13 protein-coding genes and 2 tRNA genes are annotated in these 18,611 nt (G+C 60.6%); 4 read left to right on the forward strand and 11 right to left on the reverse strand.

The features are described from left to right. Window positions 1–49: 49 nt before the first annotated feature. A complete protein-coding gene (rlmB, locus tag F8N66_RS19520) occupies window positions 50–811 on the reverse strand; it encodes a 23S rRNA (guanosine(2251)-2'-O)-methyltransferase RlmB (RefSeq protein ID WP_150771754.1) in 762 nt (253 codons plus the stop codon). Then, window positions 808–3,444 carry a ribonuclease R gene (gene rnr, locus F8N66_RS19525; RefSeq protein WP_150771755.1) on the reverse strand — a complete coding sequence of 879 codons (2,637 nt, stop codon included), beginning with the start codon at window positions 3,442–3,444 and terminating at the stop codon, window positions 808–810. The genes rlmB and rnr overlap by 4 nt, the downstream gene beginning before the upstream one ends. 225 nt (window positions 3,445–3,669) lie before the next feature. Here rnr and F8N66_RS19530 point away from each other — a divergent pair. From F8N66_RS19530 to F8N66_RS19545, 4 genes are all read left to right on the forward strand, one after another. Continuing rightward, window positions 3,670–3,756, forward strand: a tRNA-Leu gene (locus F8N66_RS19530). Window positions 3,757–3,922: 166 nt separating this feature from the next. Next, a tRNA-Leu gene (locus tag F8N66_RS19535) sits at window positions 3,923–4,009 on the forward strand. Between the two features lie 294 nt (window positions 4,010–4,303). After that, window positions 4,304–5,314, forward strand: coding sequence for an extracellular solute-binding protein (locus tag F8N66_RS19540; RefSeq protein WP_150771756.1), 1,011 nt, complete (start codon window positions 4,304–4,306; stop codon window positions 5,312–5,314). Next, the gene (locus tag F8N66_RS19545; protein WP_150771757.1) at window positions 5,314–6,876 is read left to right on the forward strand and encodes an ABC transporter permease; all 1,563 of its coding nucleotides are present in this window, start codon (window positions 5,314–5,316) and stop codon (window positions 6,874–6,876) included. Before F8N66_RS19540 ends, F8N66_RS19545 begins: the two co-directional genes overlap by 1 nt. Before the next feature lie 118 nt (window positions 6,877–6,994). Here F8N66_RS19545 and F8N66_RS19550 read toward each other — a convergent pair whose 3' ends face one another. From F8N66_RS19550 to mutL, 9 genes are all read right to left on the reverse strand, one after another. Continuing rightward, window positions 6,995–8,929 (reverse strand): methyl-accepting chemotaxis protein, encoded by a 1,935-nt coding sequence (locus F8N66_RS19550; RefSeq protein WP_150771758.1) that lies wholly within the window; start codon window positions 8,927–8,929, stop codon window positions 6,995–6,997. A gap of 150 nt (window positions 8,930–9,079) precedes the next feature. Continuing rightward, the gene (locus F8N66_RS19555; RefSeq protein ID WP_095192127.1) at window positions 9,080–10,372 is read right to left on the reverse strand and encodes an adenylosuccinate synthase; all 1,293 of its coding nucleotides are present in this window, start codon (window positions 10,370–10,372) and stop codon (window positions 9,080–9,082) included. Window positions 10,373–10,426: 54 nt separating this feature from the next. Next, a complete protein-coding gene (locus F8N66_RS19560; protein ID WP_150771759.1) occupies window positions 10,427–11,614 on the reverse strand; it encodes an ATP phosphoribosyltransferase regulatory subunit in 1,188 nt (395 codons plus the stop codon). A gap of 312 nt (window positions 11,615–11,926) precedes the next feature. Further along, window positions 11,927–12,796: a protease modulator HflC gene (hflC, locus tag F8N66_RS19565; protein ID WP_053153692.1), complete on the reverse strand. Its 870-nt coding sequence runs from the start codon at window positions 12,794–12,796 to the stop codon at window positions 11,927–11,929. Continuing rightward, window positions 12,796–13,971, reverse strand: coding sequence for an FtsH protease activity modulator HflK (gene hflK, locus F8N66_RS19570; RefSeq protein WP_150771760.1), 1,176 nt, complete (start codon window positions 13,969–13,971; stop codon window positions 12,796–12,798). The genes hflC and hflK overlap by 1 nt, the downstream gene beginning before the upstream one ends. A gap of 96 nt (window positions 13,972–14,067) precedes the next feature. After that, complete coding sequence (gene hflX, locus F8N66_RS19575) at window positions 14,068–15,369, reverse strand: ribosome rescue GTPase HflX (RefSeq protein ID WP_150771761.1); 1,302 nt, start codon at window positions 15,367–15,369, stop codon at window positions 14,068–14,070. Between the two features lie 12 nt (window positions 15,370–15,381). Further along, window positions 15,382–15,642 (reverse strand): RNA chaperone Hfq, encoded by a 261-nt coding sequence (gene hfq / locus F8N66_RS19580; protein ID WP_007902656.1) that lies wholly within the window; start codon window positions 15,640–15,642, stop codon window positions 15,382–15,384. Window positions 15,643–15,736: 94 nt separating this feature from the next. Further along, window positions 15,737–16,708, reverse strand: coding sequence for a tRNA (adenosine(37)-N6)-dimethylallyltransferase MiaA (miaA, locus tag F8N66_RS19585; RefSeq protein WP_150771762.1), 972 nt, complete (start codon window positions 16,706–16,708; stop codon window positions 15,737–15,739). Beyond that, window positions 16,708–18,606 (reverse strand): DNA mismatch repair endonuclease MutL, encoded by a 1,899-nt coding sequence (mutL, locus tag F8N66_RS19590; protein WP_191623033.1) that lies wholly within the window; start codon window positions 18,604–18,606, stop codon window positions 16,708–16,710. The genes miaA and mutL overlap by 1 nt, the downstream gene beginning before the upstream one ends. Window positions 18,607–18,611: the final 5 nt, after the last annotated feature.

Raw genomic sequence — 18,611 nt, forward strand, 5'->3', positions numbered from 1 at the left:
ACACCGCTTTCGCGGGCAAGCCCGCTCCCACAACTGGATCGTGTTCGGCTTATGACTTTTTGGTCGCCGCTTTTACGCCACGCTGGCGCAAGGCTTCGAACAGGCAAACGCCGGTCGCTACGGAAACGTTCAGACTGCTGACGCTGCCCGCCATCGGCAGGCGCACCAGGTAGTCACACAGGTCGCGGGTCAGGCGACGCATGCCGCTGCCTTCTGCGCCCATGATCAGGATGGTCGGGCCGGTCAGGTCCTGATCGTAAAGACTCACTTCCGCCTCGCCCGCCGTACCGACAACCCACAAGCCACGCTGCTTGAGCTTTTCCAGGGTGCGCGCCAGGTTAGTCACGGCGACCAGCGGAATGACTTCTGCAGCGCCACAGGCAACTTTCCGGACAGTCGGCGTCAACGTCGCGGACTTGTCCTTCGGTACGATCACCGCCAGCGCACCCGCCGCATCGGCGGAACGCAGGCAGGCACCCAGGTTGTGAGGATCGGTCACGCCGTCGAGCACCAGCAGCAGCGGCGCCCCCTCGGTGCGATCGAGCAGCTCGTCGAGCATCGCCTCGCCCCAGACCTGGCTCGGACTGACGTCCGCCACCACGCCCTGATGCACGCCTTCTACCCAGGCATCCATCTCGCGACGCTCGGCCTGACCGACCTGGACACGATTTTCGTTGGCCAGCTCGATCAGCGTCTGCACCCGCGGATCACTGCGGCCTTCGGCCAGCCAGATCTGCTTGACGCGTTTCGGGTGATGACGCAACAACGCTTCTACTGCATGCACGCCGTAGATTTTTTCCAACTGACTCATGGCTTGGCCTTAGGTTTACGCGCCCCACCACTCTTGGCTGGGGCCGAGCCCGCTTTGGGCGGGCCTTTACGATGTTTGCTCGGTTTGGCTGGTTTGCCGCCGACTGCCTTGTCAGGCGCCGACCGTCCGGTCTTTCCCGCAGACGCCGCTTTACCGCCGCTTTTCGCATCGGCCAGCAACGCCTTTTTCATTTCACGACTTTTGCGCACTTCGGCGTTTTTCGCCGCTGCATCACTCGGGCGATAAGCTTCGACAGCCTTTTCCTTGGCAGGACGACGACCAGCTTTCGCCGGCGCCGGCTCTGCGGCTGTTTTCGCGGACGCGGCCGCTGGAGCCGTTGTCTCGGTACCGCGCTTTTTACGACCGATCGGCGCGCTGAGTGTCTGCTCGGCCATCTCGAAGTCGATCTTGCGCTCGTCGAGGTCGACGCGCATGACGCGCACTTCAACGGTATCGCCAAGACGGAAGCTGCGACCGGTACGCTCACCGGCCAGGCGATGGTGCACAGGATCGAAGTGGTAGTAATCGCCCGGCAGCGCGGTGACGTGCACCAGGCCTTCGACGTAGATGTCTGTCAGCTCGACGAACAGGCCGAAACCGGTGACTGCGGTGATCACACCCGGGAACGATTCGCCCACGCGATCTTTCATAAACTCGCACTTGAGCCAGTTCACGACATCGCGGGTCGCCTCGTCGGCACGCCGTTCGCTCATCGAGCACTGCTCGCCGAGCTGCTCCAGGGCCGCCTCGTCGTACGGATAGATACGCGCCTTCGGAATGGTCATCGCACCGGCACGGCGAACGTGCGGGGTGTCCTGCTTGGAATGGATCACGCTGCGGATCGCCCGGTGCGTGAGCAGGTCCGGGTAACGGCGGATCGGCGAGGTGAAGTGGGTGTAAGCCTCGTAATTCAGGCCGAAGTGGCCCTGGTTATCGGCGCTGTACACCGCCTGGCTCAACGAGCGCAGCATGACGGTCTGGATCAGGTGGAAATCCGGACGATCCTTGATACCGGCCAGCAGGGCCTGGTAATCCTTCGGCGACGGGCCATCCTTGCCTTTGTGCAGGGACAGACCCAACTCGCCAAGGAAGGCGCGCAGTTTTTCCAGACGCTCTGGCGGCGGGCCATCGTGAACGCGATACAGGGCCGGAATTTCGTGCTTCTTCAGGAATTCCGCGGTGGCCACGTTGGCCGCCAGCATGCATTCCTCGATCAGCTTGTGCGCATCGTTGCGCACAGTCGGCCGAATTTCGGCGATCTTGCGCTCGGAGCCGAAGATGATCCGGGTTTCCTGGGTTTCGAAATCGATCGCACCCCGTACATGACGAGCAGCCAGCAACACCTTGTACAGCGCGTACAGCTGCTTGAGGTGCGGCACGACGTCACTGTACTCGCCACGCAACTTGCGGGCCTCAGTGACTTTCGGCGTTTCGAGCATGGCGCTGACCTTGTTGTAGGTCAGGCGCGCATGGGAGTGGATCACCGCTTCGTAGAAGCAGTAGTCCGTCATTTCGCCGGACTTGGAGATGGTCATCTCACAAACCATGGCCAGACGATCAACCTGCGGGTTCAGCGAGCACAGGCCGTTGGACAACTGCTCTGGGAGCATCGGGATCACGCGCTCGGGGAAATACACCGAGTTGCCGCGCACCTGGGCCTCGGCATCCAGTGCCGAACCGAGTTTCACGTAGCTGGAAACGTCGGCAATCGCCACGTACAACTTCCAGCCGCCGGAGAACAGGCGCAACTTGCCTGGACGGGCTTCGCAGTAAACGGCGTCATCGAAGTCGCGGGCATCTTCGCCGTCGATGGTGACGAACGGCAGATGACGCAAGTCGATGCGCTTCTCTTTGTCTTTCTCTTCGACTTCCGGCTTGAGCTTGCCGGCTTCCTTGAGCACCGCATCCGGCCAGACGTGAGGAATGTCATACGTACGCAGGGCGACGTCGATTTCCATGCCCGGCGCCATGTAGTTACCCACGACTTCAACCACGTCGCCTTGCGGCTGGAAGCGTGGCGTCGGCCAGTGAGTGATCTTAACTTCGACGAACTGGCCGATCTGGGCGTTGGCGTTGCGGCCCGGCGTCACCAGCACTTCCTGCTGGATCTTCGGATTGTCCGCGACGACGAAACCGATTCCGCCTTCTTCGAAGTAACGACCGACGATGCTTTCGTGAGCACGGGACACCACTTCGACAATCATGCCTTCGCGGCGACCGCGACGGTCCAGGCCGGACACACGGGCCAGGGCACGGTCACCGTCGAACACCAGGCGCATTTGCGCCGGGCTCATGAACAGGTCATCGCTGCCGTCGTCCGGAACCAGGAAGCCGAAACCGTCACGGTGGCCGCTGATGCGCCCAAGGATCAGGTCGAGTTTGTCCACCGGAGCATAAGTGCCGCGACGGGTATAAATGAGTTGAGCATCGCGCTCCATGGCGCGCAGGCGGCGGCGCAGGGCTTCGATCTGGTCTTCTGTGGTCAGACCAAACTCTTCGACCAGTTGCTCGCGGTTAGCAGGCGAACCCCGATCAGCAAGATGCTGAAGGATCAGTTCGCGGCTAGGAATGGGGTTTTCATATTTTTCCGCTTCACGAGCGGCCTCGGGATCGAGGGACTGCCAATCGGCCATTAGAGAGTTTTCACCTTGTCTATATACGGGTTAGTTTGGCATAGGCGTAATGAAACGGGAAATTTCAGGCTAAGACGCCCCTTCTAAAGCACTGTATCGACCTCTCAAAGCTGATTTGCAGACCACTGGTAAAATTTTCCAGGTTTTTTTGATTCCAGGGGTTTACAGTTAAAAAGACGCTCCGTATAGTGCGCGCCATCGACGACGGACAACGTTGCCGATACTGCCCAGATGGTGAAATTGGTAGACACGCCAGCTTCAGGTGCTGGTGACCGCAAGGTCGTGGAAGTTCGAGTCTTCTTCTGGGCACCAATTCCGAGCTTGAGATTAGATCAATTTCAAGGCTCACACAAAACCCGCGAAAGCGGGTTTTTTGCATTCTGGCCCTCAGATTTAATAATTTTAAATCAGGGGTTTACAGACAAAAATACTCTCCGTATAGTGCGCCACATCAACAGCGGCAACGCTGAAGATGAATGCCCAGATGGTGAAATTGGTAGACACGCCAGCTTCAGGTGCTGGTGACCGCAAGGTCGTGGAAGTTCGAGTCTTCTTCTGGGCACCAATTCAAATTCAAGGTTACGGCCTTGGATTTCACAGAAACCCGCGAAAGCGGGTTTTTGCGTTTACGGCGCTTGAAAAACTCCCGAGCCTTTCGACGCGGCTTCTGTAGGAGCTGCCGAAGGCTGCGATCTTTTGATCTCCAGCGATACCAGCCCCCCCACCGTCAACATCAAAAAGATCGCAGCCTTCGGCAGCTCCTACCAAAACCCTACCCATCTCGCAAGGCGCATTTGAGAACCAATATCGTTTATCATTGTTGCAAGTTTTTGCAATGCGACTGTGAGGAACCCTGCGAATGATGTTTCGAAATACCCTGCGCCGCGGCCTGACCATCACCCTGCTCGGCCTGGCACTCGCCACTCCCCTCACCCAGGCCGCCGACACGGTTTCCCTGACCCTCTATAACGGCCAACACAAGGAAGTCGGTGATGCCGTCGCCAAAGCCTTCGAGGCCAAGACCGGCATTCACGTCAATGTCCGCAAAGGCAGCAGCAACCAGCTGGCCAGCCAGGTCGTCGAAGAAGGCGATCGCTCCCCTGCCGACGTGATCTACACCGAAGAATCGCCGCCACTGAACAAGCTCGGCGAGCAAGGTCTGCTGGCCAGGGTCGACGAAGCGACCCTGGCCGTTCTGCCCAAGGACTATGTCGCCGGCAATGGCACCTGGATCGGCGTGACCGCACGTGTTCGGGTCGTCGCCTTCAACCCGAAACTGATCGACGAAAAAGACTTGCCGAAATCAGTGATGGAATTCTCCGACCCGAAATGGCAAGGCAAGGTCGGCTTCGTGCCCACCAGCGGCGCCTTCCAGGAACAGGCCGTCGCAATCATCAAGGTGCACGGCATGGACGCTGCTGAAGAATGGCTCACCGGGCTGCGTGCGTTCGGCAAGACTTACAGCAACAACATGGTCGCCCTAAAAGCCGTGGAGAACGGTGAAGTCGCGACCGTACTGGTCAACAACTACTACTGGTTCGCCCTGCAGCGCGAAAAAGGCCAGCTCGATTCGAAACTGCACTACTTCACCGGCGGCGACGTCGGCGGGTTGATCACCGTATCCAGCGCGGCCGTGCTCAAATCCAGCAAACATCCAAAAGAAGCCCAGCAACTGCTCGCCTACATGGCCAGCGAAGAAGGCCAGCGCGTGATCACCCAGACCACCGCCGAATACCCGCTGCATAAAGGCATGGAGTCGGATCGCGGGCTCAAGCCATTCAGCGAGCTGGAAGCACCGAAAGTCACGCCAGCCGACCTCGGCAACGCCGAAGAAGCCCTGGACCTGGAACGCGATGTTGGCTTGAACTGATGAGTGCATCGCCCTCCACCGCTATGCGCGGCGCTTATGTGCCGCGACGCAAGCGGCCGTCGATCTGGCTGTTGCTGCCGGTTTTGCTGCTGGTGGTACTCAGCCTCCTGCCGCTGGCTTATGTCGGGCTCAAGGCCTGGCAAGCAGGCTGGGCCGAAGCGCTGCGTCTACTGTGGCGGCCTTATGTGTTCGGCCTGCTGCGAAATACCCTGGCCCTGATGATCGGCGTTACGCTGGCCTGCGGCGTGATCGGCCTTTCGCTGGCATGGCTGCTGGAGCGCAGCAATCTGCGAGGGCGGCGATTGTGGGGGGTGATTCTGTGTTTGCCGTTTGCCGTACCGGCATTTGTCAGCAGCTTCACCTGGGTTTCGCTGAGCGCCCACTTCGAGGGACTCGGCGGGGCGATCCTGGTGATGACCCTGTCCAAGTACCCGCTGATTTTCTTGCCGGTGGCGGCCACCCTGCGCAACCTCGATCCATCGCTGGAAGAGTCCGCACGCACGCTGGGACAGCATCGTTGGGGGGTATTCTTCAAAGTCACCCTGCCGCTGCTCTGGCCATCGCTGCTTGCCGGCTCGCTGTTGATCGCCCTGCACATGCTGGTTGAGTTCGGCGCGCTGTCGATCATTGGCCTGCAAACGTTCACCACTGCGATCTACCAACAGTTCGAACTGGAATTCAGCAACGCCAACGCGGCCATGCTGTCAGCGGTGCTTCTGGTGCTGTGCCTGGGATTGCTGTGGCTGGAACTGCGTGTTCGCGGCAAAGGGCGGCATGTGCGCACGGGCCAGGGGGCGGCACGACAGGCGGAACAGGTTGGCCTGGGAGCCTGGGCGCTTGCCGGTCAGCTGTACTGCCTGTTGCTGGCGATCATCGGCAGCGGCATTCCGCTGGGCATGCTGGCTTACTGGCTGGCCGTTGGCTCATCGGCGGCCTTCCCGATTGCCGCCATCAGCGAGGCACTGCTGTCATCGCTGGCCTTGTCGCTGGGCGGTGCGGCGCTGTGCCTGGTGCTTGCAGTTCCTGTAGGCCTGCTGGTGGTGCGCTACAAGGGCCGACTGGCAATTTGGGCCGAACGCTTGCCGTATCTGCTGCACGCGCTGCCTGGCCTGGTGATCGCCCTGACCCTGGTGTATTTCGCCCTGCACTACGTACCGGCGCTGTACCAGACGTCGGCGTTGCTGCTGATCGCTTACGCGCTGCTGTTTCTGCCGCTGGCCCAGGCTCCGATCCGCACAGCGCTGAACAAGGCGGCGCCGCAACTGGAAGAGGCGGCACGCACCTTGGGCGCATCATCGTTCACCGCGTTTTGCCGAATAACCTTGCCGATCATCTTCCCGGCACTGGGAGCGGCCTTTGCGCTGGTGTTCCTGGATGCGATGAAAGAACTGACGGCCACACTGCTGCTGAGCCCGACCGGGCTCAGCACTTTGGCGACGGAAGTCTGGGCGCATACCGCGAATGTCGAGTTTGCGGCGGCGGCGCCTTATGCGGCGTTGTTGATCGTGGTGTCGGGGTTGCCGGTTTATCTGCTGACGACGCGGATGTATTTGAGCCGTTGATATCGCCTTCGCGAGCAAGCCCGCCCCTGCATTTGTCCGCGCTATCCCCATGGGACGCGATCAAATGTGGGGGCGGGCGGGCTGGCTCGCGTAGGCGTCAGAGACAACCACTCAAAACCTAAGCCCTGAACTGTCCCAGGCTCGCTTTCAACTGCGCCGCCAACCCATCGAGCACCTTGCCACTGGCCGTGGTCTCCACCACCGCCTGAGCTGCCTTCTCGGCCTGCGCATGAATCGTCTCGACCCGGCCGCGCACTGCCTGGGCTCCCTGCGCCTGGTGCGCCGCCGCCTGGGTCGCCAGGCCAATCGCGGCATGCACCTGCTCTACCGAGGCCTGAACCGATTGCTGCAACCGTGCGCTGTCACGCAAGACCAGCAACCCTTCGTTGGCCTGGCGCCCCGCCTGCCCGATCGCCGCCACTGCTTCGCGCGCGCCTTGCTGCAACGCCACGATGTGCGCCTGAATGTCGCCGGTAGAGCTTTGTGTCTTGCTCGCCAGTGCCCGCACCTCGTCAGCCACCACCGCGAATCCTCGCCCGGTCTCGCCGGCCCGCGCCGCTTCGATCGCCGCATTCAATGCCAGCAAGTTGGTCTGTTCGGCGATCCCGTGAATCACCGTCAGCACCACTTCAATCTGTTCACTTTGCTGCGCCAGTCGCTCGATCACTTGTGCACCGGTATCCACCTGCCCGGCCAACGCCTCGATCAGGCCACCGACTTTCGCCGAGGTCCGGGTGTTCTCGTCAGTCGCCTGACGAATATCCACCACCTGCTTCAACGCCGCCTGCATGGCCTGGCTCTCAGACTGAGCCTCATCCGCCATCTGCGACAACGCGCGCAGGCTCTCGGCCACTTCATCGCGCTGCATGCCCGCCGCCGCATCGGCCCCGGCATTGCGCAAGGTCATGGCACCGATTTCCACACCGGTGCGCTGAGCCACGTCACCCGCCTCGCGCACAATCGGCTGCAATTTATCCACAAAACGATTGACGGCCGAAGCCATGTCGCCGATTTCGTCCTGGCTGTTGATCTGAACGCGCTTGGTCAGATCACCTTCGCCGGCCGCCAGGTCATCCATGGCGGCAATCAGCATCTTCAGGCGATTGACCACGCGACGCCCCAGCACCACGGCGAGCAGCAGCAGAACGCCAGCACCCACCACCGCCAGCCCCATGCCGATGCGCCAGCGCAAGGTGGCTGCGGCCTCTTGCACCGTGCTGGTGGTATTGGCTTTCATCTCGGACGCCGTCGACTGCGCCGACTGCAGCCGCGCACGCATGGCGGTCGCGCTGTCCGCTGCCGCCCCTTTGAGGCTGTCGCCCACCAGCTGATCACTGCTGGCGATCAGGGCCGAGAAACGCTTGTCGAGGGCGGCCAGGTCGGTTTCCACCGAGACAGTCGAGACCCCCATCAGCACCTTGCCGATTTCCACGCCATTGGGGTTGATCGAGGCTTCGAGGTAGTAGACCGATGGATCGCTCTTCGCCGCATCCAGCACCTTATCCAGCGCCCGCTCGCCCTGGCCTTTTTCCAGCAAGGCCTTGTTGATCGGGTTTTCCCGGTTCAGGTAGCGCGTCAGGTGCTGCCCCGTCGCGTCGTCATAGACCACGAACAACACGTTCGGATTGCGCTGCGCGCGGCGGGCGAATTCGGAGAGGGTTGGAACATCGCTGTCCCACATGGCCCGGGGCGCGACCGACGCCAGGAGCTGCGCCATATCATTGGCGGAGTCCTTCAGGTCTTTTTCCAGGGTGGCGCGCAACTGAGCCTGCTCTTCCTCCAGTCGCGAGGACAAACCGGCCGTGAGGCGCTGACGCGTGCTGGTCGAGAGACTGTCGAGGCTCGACGTGACTTCACGCCCGGCCTGTTCCAGCTCGCCGGACAGTTTTTGACTGTCAGCCCCCAGGCGTACTCCCAGATCGGCTTCAAGCGCGGTCACCGTGCTCCGGGTCAGAGCGACAGCCACCAGCACCTGCACCAAAAGGGCGATACCGAGGGTAACGAACACAGGCCGCAATAGACGGCTTTGTAACAGTGAGAGAACGGCTGACACTGGAAATCCCTCTGCATTGGCGCCATTAAATTGATAGCACGCCAGTAGCCATGCTTTTTTCAATGTTCGGTGCAAAGGTCATGCCGTGCGACAGGCATAAACGACAAAGGCCCCGATTAAGGGGCCTTTGTTTTTTACATCAACAACTTATCAAGCGAACGGATGGCGCAGAACGATGGTTTCGTTGCGGTCCGGGCCCGTCGAAATAATGTCGATCGGCGCGCCGACCAACTCTTCGACGCGTTTGATGTAGTTGCGCGCAGCCTGTGGCAGCTCTTCCAGCGTCTTGGCACCCAGGGTGGATTCTTTCCAGCCCGGCATCTCTTCGTACACAGGCTCCAGGCCAATGTAGCTGTCAGCGTCGGTCGGCGCGTCGATCACTGCACCGTCCTGGTTCTTGTAGCCAACACAGATGTTGATGGTTTCCAGGCCGTCCAGTACGTCCAGCTTGGTCAGGCACAGGCCCGAAATGCTGTTGACGTCGATGGCGCGACGCAGGATGACAGCGTCGAACCAACCGCAACGACGGGCACGGCCGGTGGTTGCACCGAATTCGTGACCACGCTTGGCCAGGAACGCGCCAACGTCGTCGAACAGCTCAGTCGGGAACGGACCGGAACCGACGCGAGTGGTGTAGGCCTTGGTGATGCCGAGGATGTAGTCCAGGAACATCGGGCCAACACCCGAACCGGTGGCGATGCCGCCCGCGGTGGTGTTGGAGCTGGTGACGTACGGGTAGGTGCCGTGGTCGATGTCCAGCAGGGAGCCCTGGGCGCCCTCGAACATGATGTCCTTGCCAGCGCGACGCAGCTGGTGCAGCTCGGCGGTGACGTCGAGCATCATCGGCTTGAGCAGCTCGGCGTATTCCATGCATTCGTCCAGCGTCTTCTGGAAGTCGATTGCAGGCTCTTTGTAGTAATTGACCAGGACAAAGTTGTGGTAGTCCAGCAACTCGCCCAGCTTGGCGGCGAAACGCTCGCGGTGGAACAGGTCACCGATGCGCAGGCCGCGACGCGCTACCTTGTCTTCATAAGCCGGGCCGATGCCGCGACCGGTAGTACCGATCTTCAGCTCGCCACGGGCCTTTTCACGGGCCTGGTCCAGCGCTACGTGGTAGGACAGGATCAGCGGGCAGGAAGGGCTGATGCGCAGACGCTCGCGCACCGGCACACCCTTCTCTTCCAGCTTGTTGATTTCCCGCAACAGGGCGTCGGGTGCAACCACCACGCCGTTGCCGATCAGGCACTGCACACCTTCGCGCAGTACGCCCGACGGGATCAGGTGCAAGACTGTTTTTTCACCGTCGATCACCAGTGTGTGGCCAGCGTTGTGGCCACCCTGGTAACGCACTACGGCGGCAGCATGTTCGGTCAGCAGATCAACGATCTTGCCTTTGCCCTCATCACCCCATTGGGTGCCCAGGACTACGACATTCTTACCCATAACACTTGTCCTCATTCGCGCAAACTTGGTGCCGGCGGCGGCCGGCAGGAAAACTCAAGAAGCCAGTGGCGATACTTGCCAAAGCCCGTTCTGCTGAATCAATTGCCGGTCGCAGTCCGCTTCACGGGCGGCGGCCAAAGGTTGCCCAGGCAAGGCCTGAACGACACGCTGACCCTCACTGCGCAACTGGCAAACCTGCTGCCAGAGTGCCGCATCCGTACTGTCAGGCATCCAGATACCGCCAGACGGTAGCTCGATCTCAGCACGCCCCAGGGTCACCAGGGTTTTCAAATCGGTGGAGAAACCGGTTGCCGGACGGGCGCGACCGAAGTCGGCGCCGATGTCGTCGTAACGACCGCCCTGGGCAATGGATTGGCCAACACCCGGCACGAACACCGCGAACACGACACCGGTGTGGTAGTGGTAACCGCGCAACTCGCCCAGGTCGAAATACAACGGCAGCTGCGGGAAACGCACGGACAAACGCTCGGCGATCGCCAGCAAATCGTCCAGGGCCGTCAGGACCGGAGCCGGAGCCTTGGCCAGGCGCTCACGGGCTGCCACCAACACTTCGCGACCGCCACACAGATCAACCAACGCCCGCAACATGCCCGACAGATCGGCCGGCAAGCCTTCGGTCAAGGTAATGACCTCGTCGATGGCCTTGCGTTGCAACGCATCGAACAACTGCTGTTCAACTTCGCCGGACAAACCGGCGGCGCGGGCCAGGCCGCGGTAGATGCCGACATGCCCCAGGTCCATGTGCACGTCCGGCACATCGGCCAGCTGCAGCATGGCCAACATCAGGCTGATGACTTCAACGTCGCTGCTCGGGCTGGCATCGCCGTACAACTCGGCGCCCAACTGGATCGGACTGCGCGAAGACGACAAGGCACGGGGCTGGGCGTGCAGCACGCTGCCGGCATAGCACAGACGGTTCGGGCCTTCGCGGCGCAGGGTATGCGCATCGATGCGCGCCACCTGCGGCGTGATATCCGCCCGGAAACCCATCTGCCGGCCCGACTGCGGGTCGATGACCTTGAAGGTACGCAGATCCAGGTCCTGGCCCGCGCCGGTCAGCAGGGATTCCAGGTACTCGATATGGGGAGTCACGACAAACTCGTAACCCCAGCTCTGGAACAGATCCAACACCTGGCGACGCGCGACTTCAATGCGCGCCGCCTCCGGTGGCAGTACTTCTTCGATGCCATCTGGCAGCAGCCAGCGGTCTACCGTTGCCATTACGCCATTCCCCTATGATCCGGGCGGCAAGCCTTTGGGCGAGCCTTGAGTGAAGCAGAAAATGATGAGCCCAGCACAAACAACGCGCATGAGCGACGTAGCGAAAAGCCTGAAATGGGCTTCGCCAAGCACTTTCCTCGTAAAACCTGTCGAGCCATTGCGCTCGGGCACCTGCACAAAAACAGCAATCAAACGTGCAGACGCAAAAAAGCCGGGAATTTCCCGGCTGCCGCATCATACACACGTTTTCCCAAAGGATCACCCCGCCAGAGGTATTAGCCGCCCGGCGGGATGATTCAGGTCAACGTCGTATCAAGGCTTGGCTTTTTCCAGGTAATGGAAGAAGTCACTGCTTGGGTCGAGGACCATGACATCGGATTTGTTCGCGAAGCTTTCACGGTAGGCACGCAGGCTACGGTAGAACGCGTAGAACTCCTGATCCTGGCCGTAGGCCTTGGAGTAGATCGCAGCGGCCTGGGCATCACCGTCACCGCGAACCTCTTCAGATTCACGATAGGCTTCAGCCAGCAGTACGCGGCGTTGACGATCGGCGTCGGCACGGATGCCTTCTGCCAGTTCGTTACCCTTGGCGCGGTGCTCGCGAGCTTCACGTTCACGCTCGGTGCTCATGCGCTCGAACACGCTGCGGTTCACTTCCTTCGGCAGATCGATGGTCTTGACCCGAACATCGACGACTTCGATGCCCAGCTCTTTCTCGGCCATCTTGTTCAGCGAAGCCGTGATATCCGCCATCAGTGCATCACGCTCACCCGATACCACTTCATGCAGGGTGCGCTTACCGAACTGGTCACGTAGGCCCGACTCCAGACGACGGGACAGACGCTCGTCGGCAATCTGCTTGAGGCCGGATGTCGCGGTGTAGAAACGCTCGGCGTCCTTCACGCGCCACTTGGCGTAGGCATCGACCATCACGGCTTTCTTTTCCAGCGTCAGGAAGCGTTGCGTCGGTGCATCCAGCGTCATCAGGCGTGCGTCGAATTTACGCACCTGGTTAACGTAAGGCACTTTCACATGAAGGCCAGGCTGGACATCAGCCTGGACCACGCGACCGAACTGCAGCAACACCGCACGCTCGGTCTGAGCCACGATGTAGAAGCAGTTCCAGGCAGCGATCGCCACGACGACGCCGACAATAAGGGCGATCAGCGATTTATTGCTCATCAGCGACTCTCCCTGGTACGTGCTTGCTGTTGCTGCAGATCAGCTGCCGCACGTGCATTCGCTTCATTGCTGGTGGCCGCTGCACCTGTCATCGGCGTGCTGGTGGTGCGGCCACTGCTGTCGATCATCTTGTCCAGCGGCAGGTACAGCAGATTGCTCTGCCCGTTCTTGTTGCCGGTCACGAGAACCTTGCTGGTATTGCTGAAGACTTCCTGCATGGTGTCCAGGTACAGACGCTGGCGGGTGACTTCAGGTGCCTTGCGGTACTCGGCGACCAGCTTGGTGAAGCGATCGGCCTCACCCTTGGCGCGCGAGACGGTTTCGTCACGGTAGCCATTGGCATCTTCGAGAATGCGCTGGGCCTGACCACGGGCTTCCGGCACGACGCCGTTGGCATAGGTTTCAGCCTGGTTGCGCGAACGCTGCTCGTCTTCACGGGCACGGATCACGTCATCGAAGGCTTCCTGCACTTCACGCGGTGCCGCTGCGCTCTGTACGTTGACCTGGGTCACGGTGATACCGGTGCGATAGGTATCCATGAAGCGTTGCAGACGCTCCTTGATTTCGCTGGCCATCAATTCACGACCTTCGGTCAGGACCTGGTCCATCGCGGTGGAGCCCACAACATGGCGCAGGGCGCTGTCGGTCGCGTGCTGCAGGCTGATTTCCGGCTGATCGACGCTCAGCACGAAATCCTGCAGGTTGCTGATCTTGTACTGCACGGTCAGCGGCACTTCGACGATATTTTCGTCTTCAGTCAGCATCTGGCCCTGCTTGGTGTACGCACGCTCACGCGTCACGTTCTCCATGTACTTCTTGTCGATCGGCGGGAAATAGATGTTCAGGCCCGGGCCGACGGTCTCGTAGTACTTGCCGAAGCGCAGCACCACGGCTTGCTCCTGTTCGTCCACTACATAGACCGCGCTGTACAGCCATACGGCTGCCAATACGACCAGGCCGATGCCGAGCAGGCCGCCGAAGCCGCCACTCTTGCCCGAGCCACCGCCGTCATCACCCCGTTTCTTACCACCACCGAACAACCCGTTCAGGCTTTCCTGCAGCTTTCGGAAGGCCTCGTCGAGATCTGGCGGCCCCTTGCGATCGCCGTTATTACGGCGCTTGCCACCCCAAGGATCCTGATTATTCGAGTTGCCACCCGGCTCATTCCAAGCCATAGCGCTCTCCATCTGATAAAGCAAAGACGCACCCACGGCGCGCCGACCAATGCTACAGAATGCCTGTCACCGCGGCACAACCGCTTTCTCAGGCTTTTATTGCAAAGTGTGTTGCTCGATGAATTCCATCGGCTGCAATCCTTCGCGGCTTACCAGTCGATTCAACTCGACCCGGGGCAAACGAACGGCCAGCAAACTGATGCCTTCTTCGTCGTGTTCTTCTTTTTGCACCGCACCGAGTTCGAAAAACTGCGCACGCAGTCGAGCGAATCGTTGGGGCAAGCGCAGCGTACCGATAAACAAATCACTGCCGAGTAACTCGGCAATGGCTTGCTCAAGCAACTCCAGTCCAGTGCCATCACGTGCCGACAGCCAGACCCGCTGGGGCTTGCCGTGTTCGTCGCGCTGAATTTGTGGCTCAACGCCTTCAAGCAAATCGAGTTTGTTATAGACCTCGAGGATCGGCAAGTCCTGGGCACCAATCTCGCCCAGTACCACCATCACCTGCTCGATCTGCAACATGCGATCAGGCTCGGCCGCATCGATCACGTGCAACAACAGGTCGGAGTTGCTCGACTCTTCGAGGGTAGACCGAAATGCCTCGACCAGCTTGTGGGGCAAGTGGCGAATGAAACCTACAGTGTCCGCCAGCACAATCGGCCCCAGATCGTCCAGATCCAGACGACGCAGGGTCGGGTCCAGCGTGGCAAACAACTGGTCGGCCGCGTACACGTCGGATTTCGTCACGTTATTGAACAGCGTGGATTTACCGGCGTTGGTGTACCCCACCAGGGACACGGTCGGGATATCGGCACGCGAACGGCCACGTCGCGACTGTTCGCGCTGGCTACGCACCTTCTCCAGCCGGCCCTTGATCTGTCGCAGGCGAACCCGCAGCAGACGGCGGTCGGTTTCCAGTTGGGTTTCACCCGGGCCACGCATGCCGATACCGCCACCCTGACGCTCAAGGTGGGTCCAGCCACGAACCAGCCGGGTGCTCATGTGGTCAAGCTGGGCCAGTTCTACCTGGAGCTTGCCTTCATGAGTTCGGGCGCGCTGGGCGAAAATATCGAGAATAAGACCGGTACGATCAATCACGCGACACTCGAAGACACGTTCGAGGTTACGTTCCTGACTGGGCGTGAGGACGTGATTGAAAATCACGAGATCAGCTTCTTCAGCTTTGACCAGGTCGCGCAGTTCCTCGACCTTGCCGCTGCCGATCAGGAATTTGGCGGTTGGCCGATGACGCGGCACGTTAAAAAACGCAACGGTCTCGGCGCCGGCCGAATTTGCCAATTCCTGAAACTCCTGCGGATCTTCGCGCGCCTCAGGGTCCTGTCCATCCAAGTGAACGAGGATGACTCGCTCACCACCACCGTGGCGCTCAAAGAACAAAGGAGACTCCTATCAGGCGTTACCTGGCTCAGCATCACCTGCTTCGGATTCGGTTGCGCTAGGCAGACGAATTGGACGAACCGGCACTACTGTAGAGATAGCGTGTTTGTAGACCATCTGGCTGACAGTGTTCTTCAGCAGGATAACGAACTGGTCGAAAGACTCGATCGTGCCTTGCAGCTTGATCCCGTTGACCAGGTAGATGGACACCCCAACTTTCTCTTTACGTAAAGTATTCAAGTAAGGGTCTTGTAGCGAATGCCCTTTTGACATGTGCCGCACTCCTTTAAGGATTCAATATAAAAAATAGGTAAACAGATGACTTGTGGCCGTCACACCCCCAAGGATAGACGGCAATTGCAAGGACTCAGCTCAATATGGAGATGGTCCCCAGGTATTTCAAGGCGCGCGGCAGATTGTCGCAATCCAGGCTGTCCAGCCAATGCAGATCAGCCCAACTGCGCAACCAGGTGAACTGGCGCTTCGCCAATTGTCGCGTGGCAATGATTCCACGCTCCTGCATCTCGGCTGACGTCAGCTTGCCATCCAGGTAATCCCAGACTTGTCGGTAGCCTACTGCACGTATAGACGGCAACCCGGCATGCAGGTCACTTCGCTCACGCAGGGCTACGACCTCGTCGATGAATCCCTGTTCCAACATTAAAGTGAATCTTTGTTTAATTCGCTCGTGCAGTACCTGGCGATTTGCCGGGGCAATCGCCAAGTTCGCGACAGTATAGGGCAATTGTTGCTGTCCCGAAGCGGCTGCTTCAGTACTTTGCGCAGATTGTTGCAAACGCAGGGCAGTCATGCTCTGACCGCTGACGCGATAAACTTCCAATGCTCGACTGAGTCGCTGCGGATCGTTCGGATGAATCCGCGCGGCAGAGACCGGGTCGATCACCGCCAATTGTTCGTGCAGGGCTTGCCAGCCAAGGCGTGCAGCCTCTTCTTCGATTTGCGCGCGCACGTGCGGGTCGGCGGCGGGCATGTCGGCCAGGCCTTCGAGCAAAGCCTTGTAGTAGAGCATTGTGCCGCCTACCAACAGCGGAATTTTTCCACGCGCGGTGATATCGGCCATGGCCTCAAGGGCGTCACGACGAAAATCCGCGGCCGAATAGCTCTCAGCCGGGTCGAGAATATCGATCAAACGGTGCGGAAATTGCGTCAAAAGCTCTTTCGACGGTTTGGCGGTGCCGATGTCCATGCCCCGGTAGACCAGCGCCGAGTCAACGCTGATCAGCTCGCAGGGCAGCACCTTGGTGAGCTCGATGGCCAGGTCGGTCTTGCCCGCGGCGGTCGGGCCCATCAGAAAAATCGCCGGTGGGAATTGGCTCATCAACGACCGCGCAAGAACAGTTTGTCCAGATCGTCCAGGCCCAATTGGGTCCAGGTCGGTCGGCCATGGTTGCATTGACCGCTGCGCTCGGTGTTCTCCATATCACGCAGCAGACCGTTCATTTCCGGCAAGGCCAGGCGTCGATTCGCCCGGACCGCGCCGTGGCAGGCCATGGTGCCCAGCAGTTCGTTCAGGTGTGCCTGAATGCGGTCGCTGGTGCCGTATTCCATCAGGTCGGCCAGCACATCACCGACCAGTCGATTGGCCTCGGCCTGCTTGAGCAAGGCCGGAATCTGCCGGATCGCCAGGGTTTCCGGGCCGAGGCGCTGCAATTCGAAGCCCAGGCGCTGGAACCAGGCGACGTGTTCTTCGGCGCAATCGGCTTCGCGCTGACTGACCGCCAGCGACTCGGGCACCAGCAATGGCTGGCCACTGAGACCCTCGTTGGCCATGGCGACTTTCAGGCGTTCATACATGATGCGCTCGTGGGCGGCGTGCATGTCGACCAGCACCAGCCCCTGGGCGTTCTCCGAAAGAATATAGATGCCTTTGAGCTGCGCCAGCGCATAACCCAGCGGCGGGATATCGCCCTGCCCGTCTGGCAGCGCTGACGCGTTGGCTTCGGGCAGCGGCGCGAAGAACTCGCGATAGGCAGCCTGCGCTTCAGCCACTGGGACAGTGGATTGCGGCCGCGGTGTGTACTGATATTGATAGCCCGCGCCAGCGCCCGAGCCAGCCGGCGCATTGAATGAGGGTTGCGCCTGAGGCTGCTCCAGCAGTGCATTGGCCGCCAGGCGCATTTCACCCTGTGGACCAAACTCACCGGCTTCGAGCCCGGTAGGCCGGACAATCGCTGTCGCCACCGGTGCGGCCAGATGATCTTCCGGCCGGACATCGCCCAAGGCGCGGTGAAGGGTGCCATAAAGGAAATCGTGAACCATGCGCCCGTCGCGAAAGCGCACTTCGTGCTTCGTTGGGTGCACGTTCACGTCAACGCCCGCCGGATCGACTTCGAAAAACAGCACGAACGTCGGATGCCGGCCATTGAACAGCACGTCGCGATAGGCCTGGCGCACCGCATGGGCCACCAGTTTGTCGCGTACCGCACGGCCATTGACGAAGAAGTACTGCAAATCCGCCTGGCTGCGGTTAAAGGTCGGCAACCCGACCCAGCCCCACAGATGCAGGCCGTTGCGTTCGATTTCGATCGGCAGCGCCTGTTCGAGGAAACCCGGACCACAAATCGCCGACACTCGCCGGGCACGCGCCGCATCATCGCGGGCTTCGTGCAGGCTGAGGATGGTCTTGCCGTTGTGGCGCAAATGGAACGCCACATCAAAGCGTGCGAGGGCCAGGCGCCTGATCACTTCTTGCAGATGATCGAATTCGGTTTTTTCGGTCTTGAGAAACTTGCGTCGCGCCGGCGTGTTGAAGAACAGGTCGCGGACTTCGACGGAAGTCCCCACCGGGTGCGCCGCCGGCTGTACGCGAGGCGCCATGTCCCGGCCTTCGGTCTCGACCTGCCAGGCCTGATCGGCATCGCGGGTGCGTGACGTCAGGGTCAGGCGCGCCACGGAACTGATCGACGCCAGGGCCTCACCGCGAAAGCCCAGGCTCATGACCTGCTCGAGATCTTCCAGGTTGCGGATCTTGCTGGTGGCATGTCGCGCCAGGGCCAGCGGCAGGTCGTCGGCGGAAATACCGCTGCCATCGTCGCGCACCCGCAGCAATTTGACGCCGCCCTGCTCGACATCGACATCGATGCGTTTGGCGCCGGAGTCGAGGCTGTTTTCCAGCAACTCCTTGATCACCGAGGCCGGGCGTTCAACCACCTCACCGGCGGCAATCTGGTTCGCCAGTCGAGGGCTGAGCAGCTCGATGCGGGCCGCGTTGGTCAACTCCT

This window comes from Pseudomonas fluorescens, from assembly GCF_902498195.1.
Lineage (GTDB): Bacteria > Pseudomonadota > Gammaproteobacteria > Pseudomonadales > Pseudomonadaceae > Aquipseudomonas > Aquipseudomonas fluorescens_BU.

What these genes read in the sequence shown, in the direction of transcription:
- rlmB (WP_150771754.1), bottom strand. Translation starts at nt 811, where the DNA reads ATGAGTCAGTTGGAAAAAATCTACGGCGTGCATGCAGTAGAAGCGTTG.
- rnr (WP_150771755.1), bottom strand. Translation starts at nt 3,444, where the DNA reads ATGGCCGATTGGCAGTCCCTCGATCCCGAGGCCGCTCGTGAAGCGGAA.
- F8N66_RS19540 (WP_150771756.1), top strand. Translation starts at nt 4,304, where the DNA reads ATGATGTTTCGAAATACCCTGCGCCGCGGCCTGACCATCACCCTGCTC.
- F8N66_RS19545 (WP_150771757.1), top strand. Translation starts at nt 5,314, where the DNA reads ATGAGTGCATCGCCCTCCACCGCTATGCGCGGCGCTTATGTGCCGCGA.
- F8N66_RS19555 (WP_095192127.1), bottom strand. Translation starts at nt 10,372, where the DNA reads ATGGGTAAGAATGTCGTAGTCCTGGGCACCCAATGGGGTGATGAGGGC.
- F8N66_RS19560 (WP_150771759.1), bottom strand. Translation starts at nt 11,614, where the DNA reads ATGGCAACGGTAGACCGCTGGCTGCTGCCAGATGGCATCGAAGAAGTA.
- hflC (WP_053153692.1), bottom strand. Translation starts at nt 12,796, where the DNA reads ATGAGCAATAAATCGCTGATCGCCCTTATTGTCGGCGTCGTCGTGGCG.
- hflK (WP_150771760.1), bottom strand. Translation starts at nt 13,971, where the DNA reads ATGGCTTGGAATGAGCCGGGTGGCAACTCGAATAATCAGGATCCTTGG.
- hfq (WP_007902656.1), bottom strand. Translation starts at nt 15,642, where the DNA reads ATGTCAAAAGGGCATTCGCTACAAGACCCTTACTTGAATACTTTACGT.
- miaA (WP_150771762.1), bottom strand. Translation starts at nt 16,708, where the DNA reads ATGAGCCAATTCCCACCGGCGATTTTTCTGATGGGCCCGACCGCCGCG.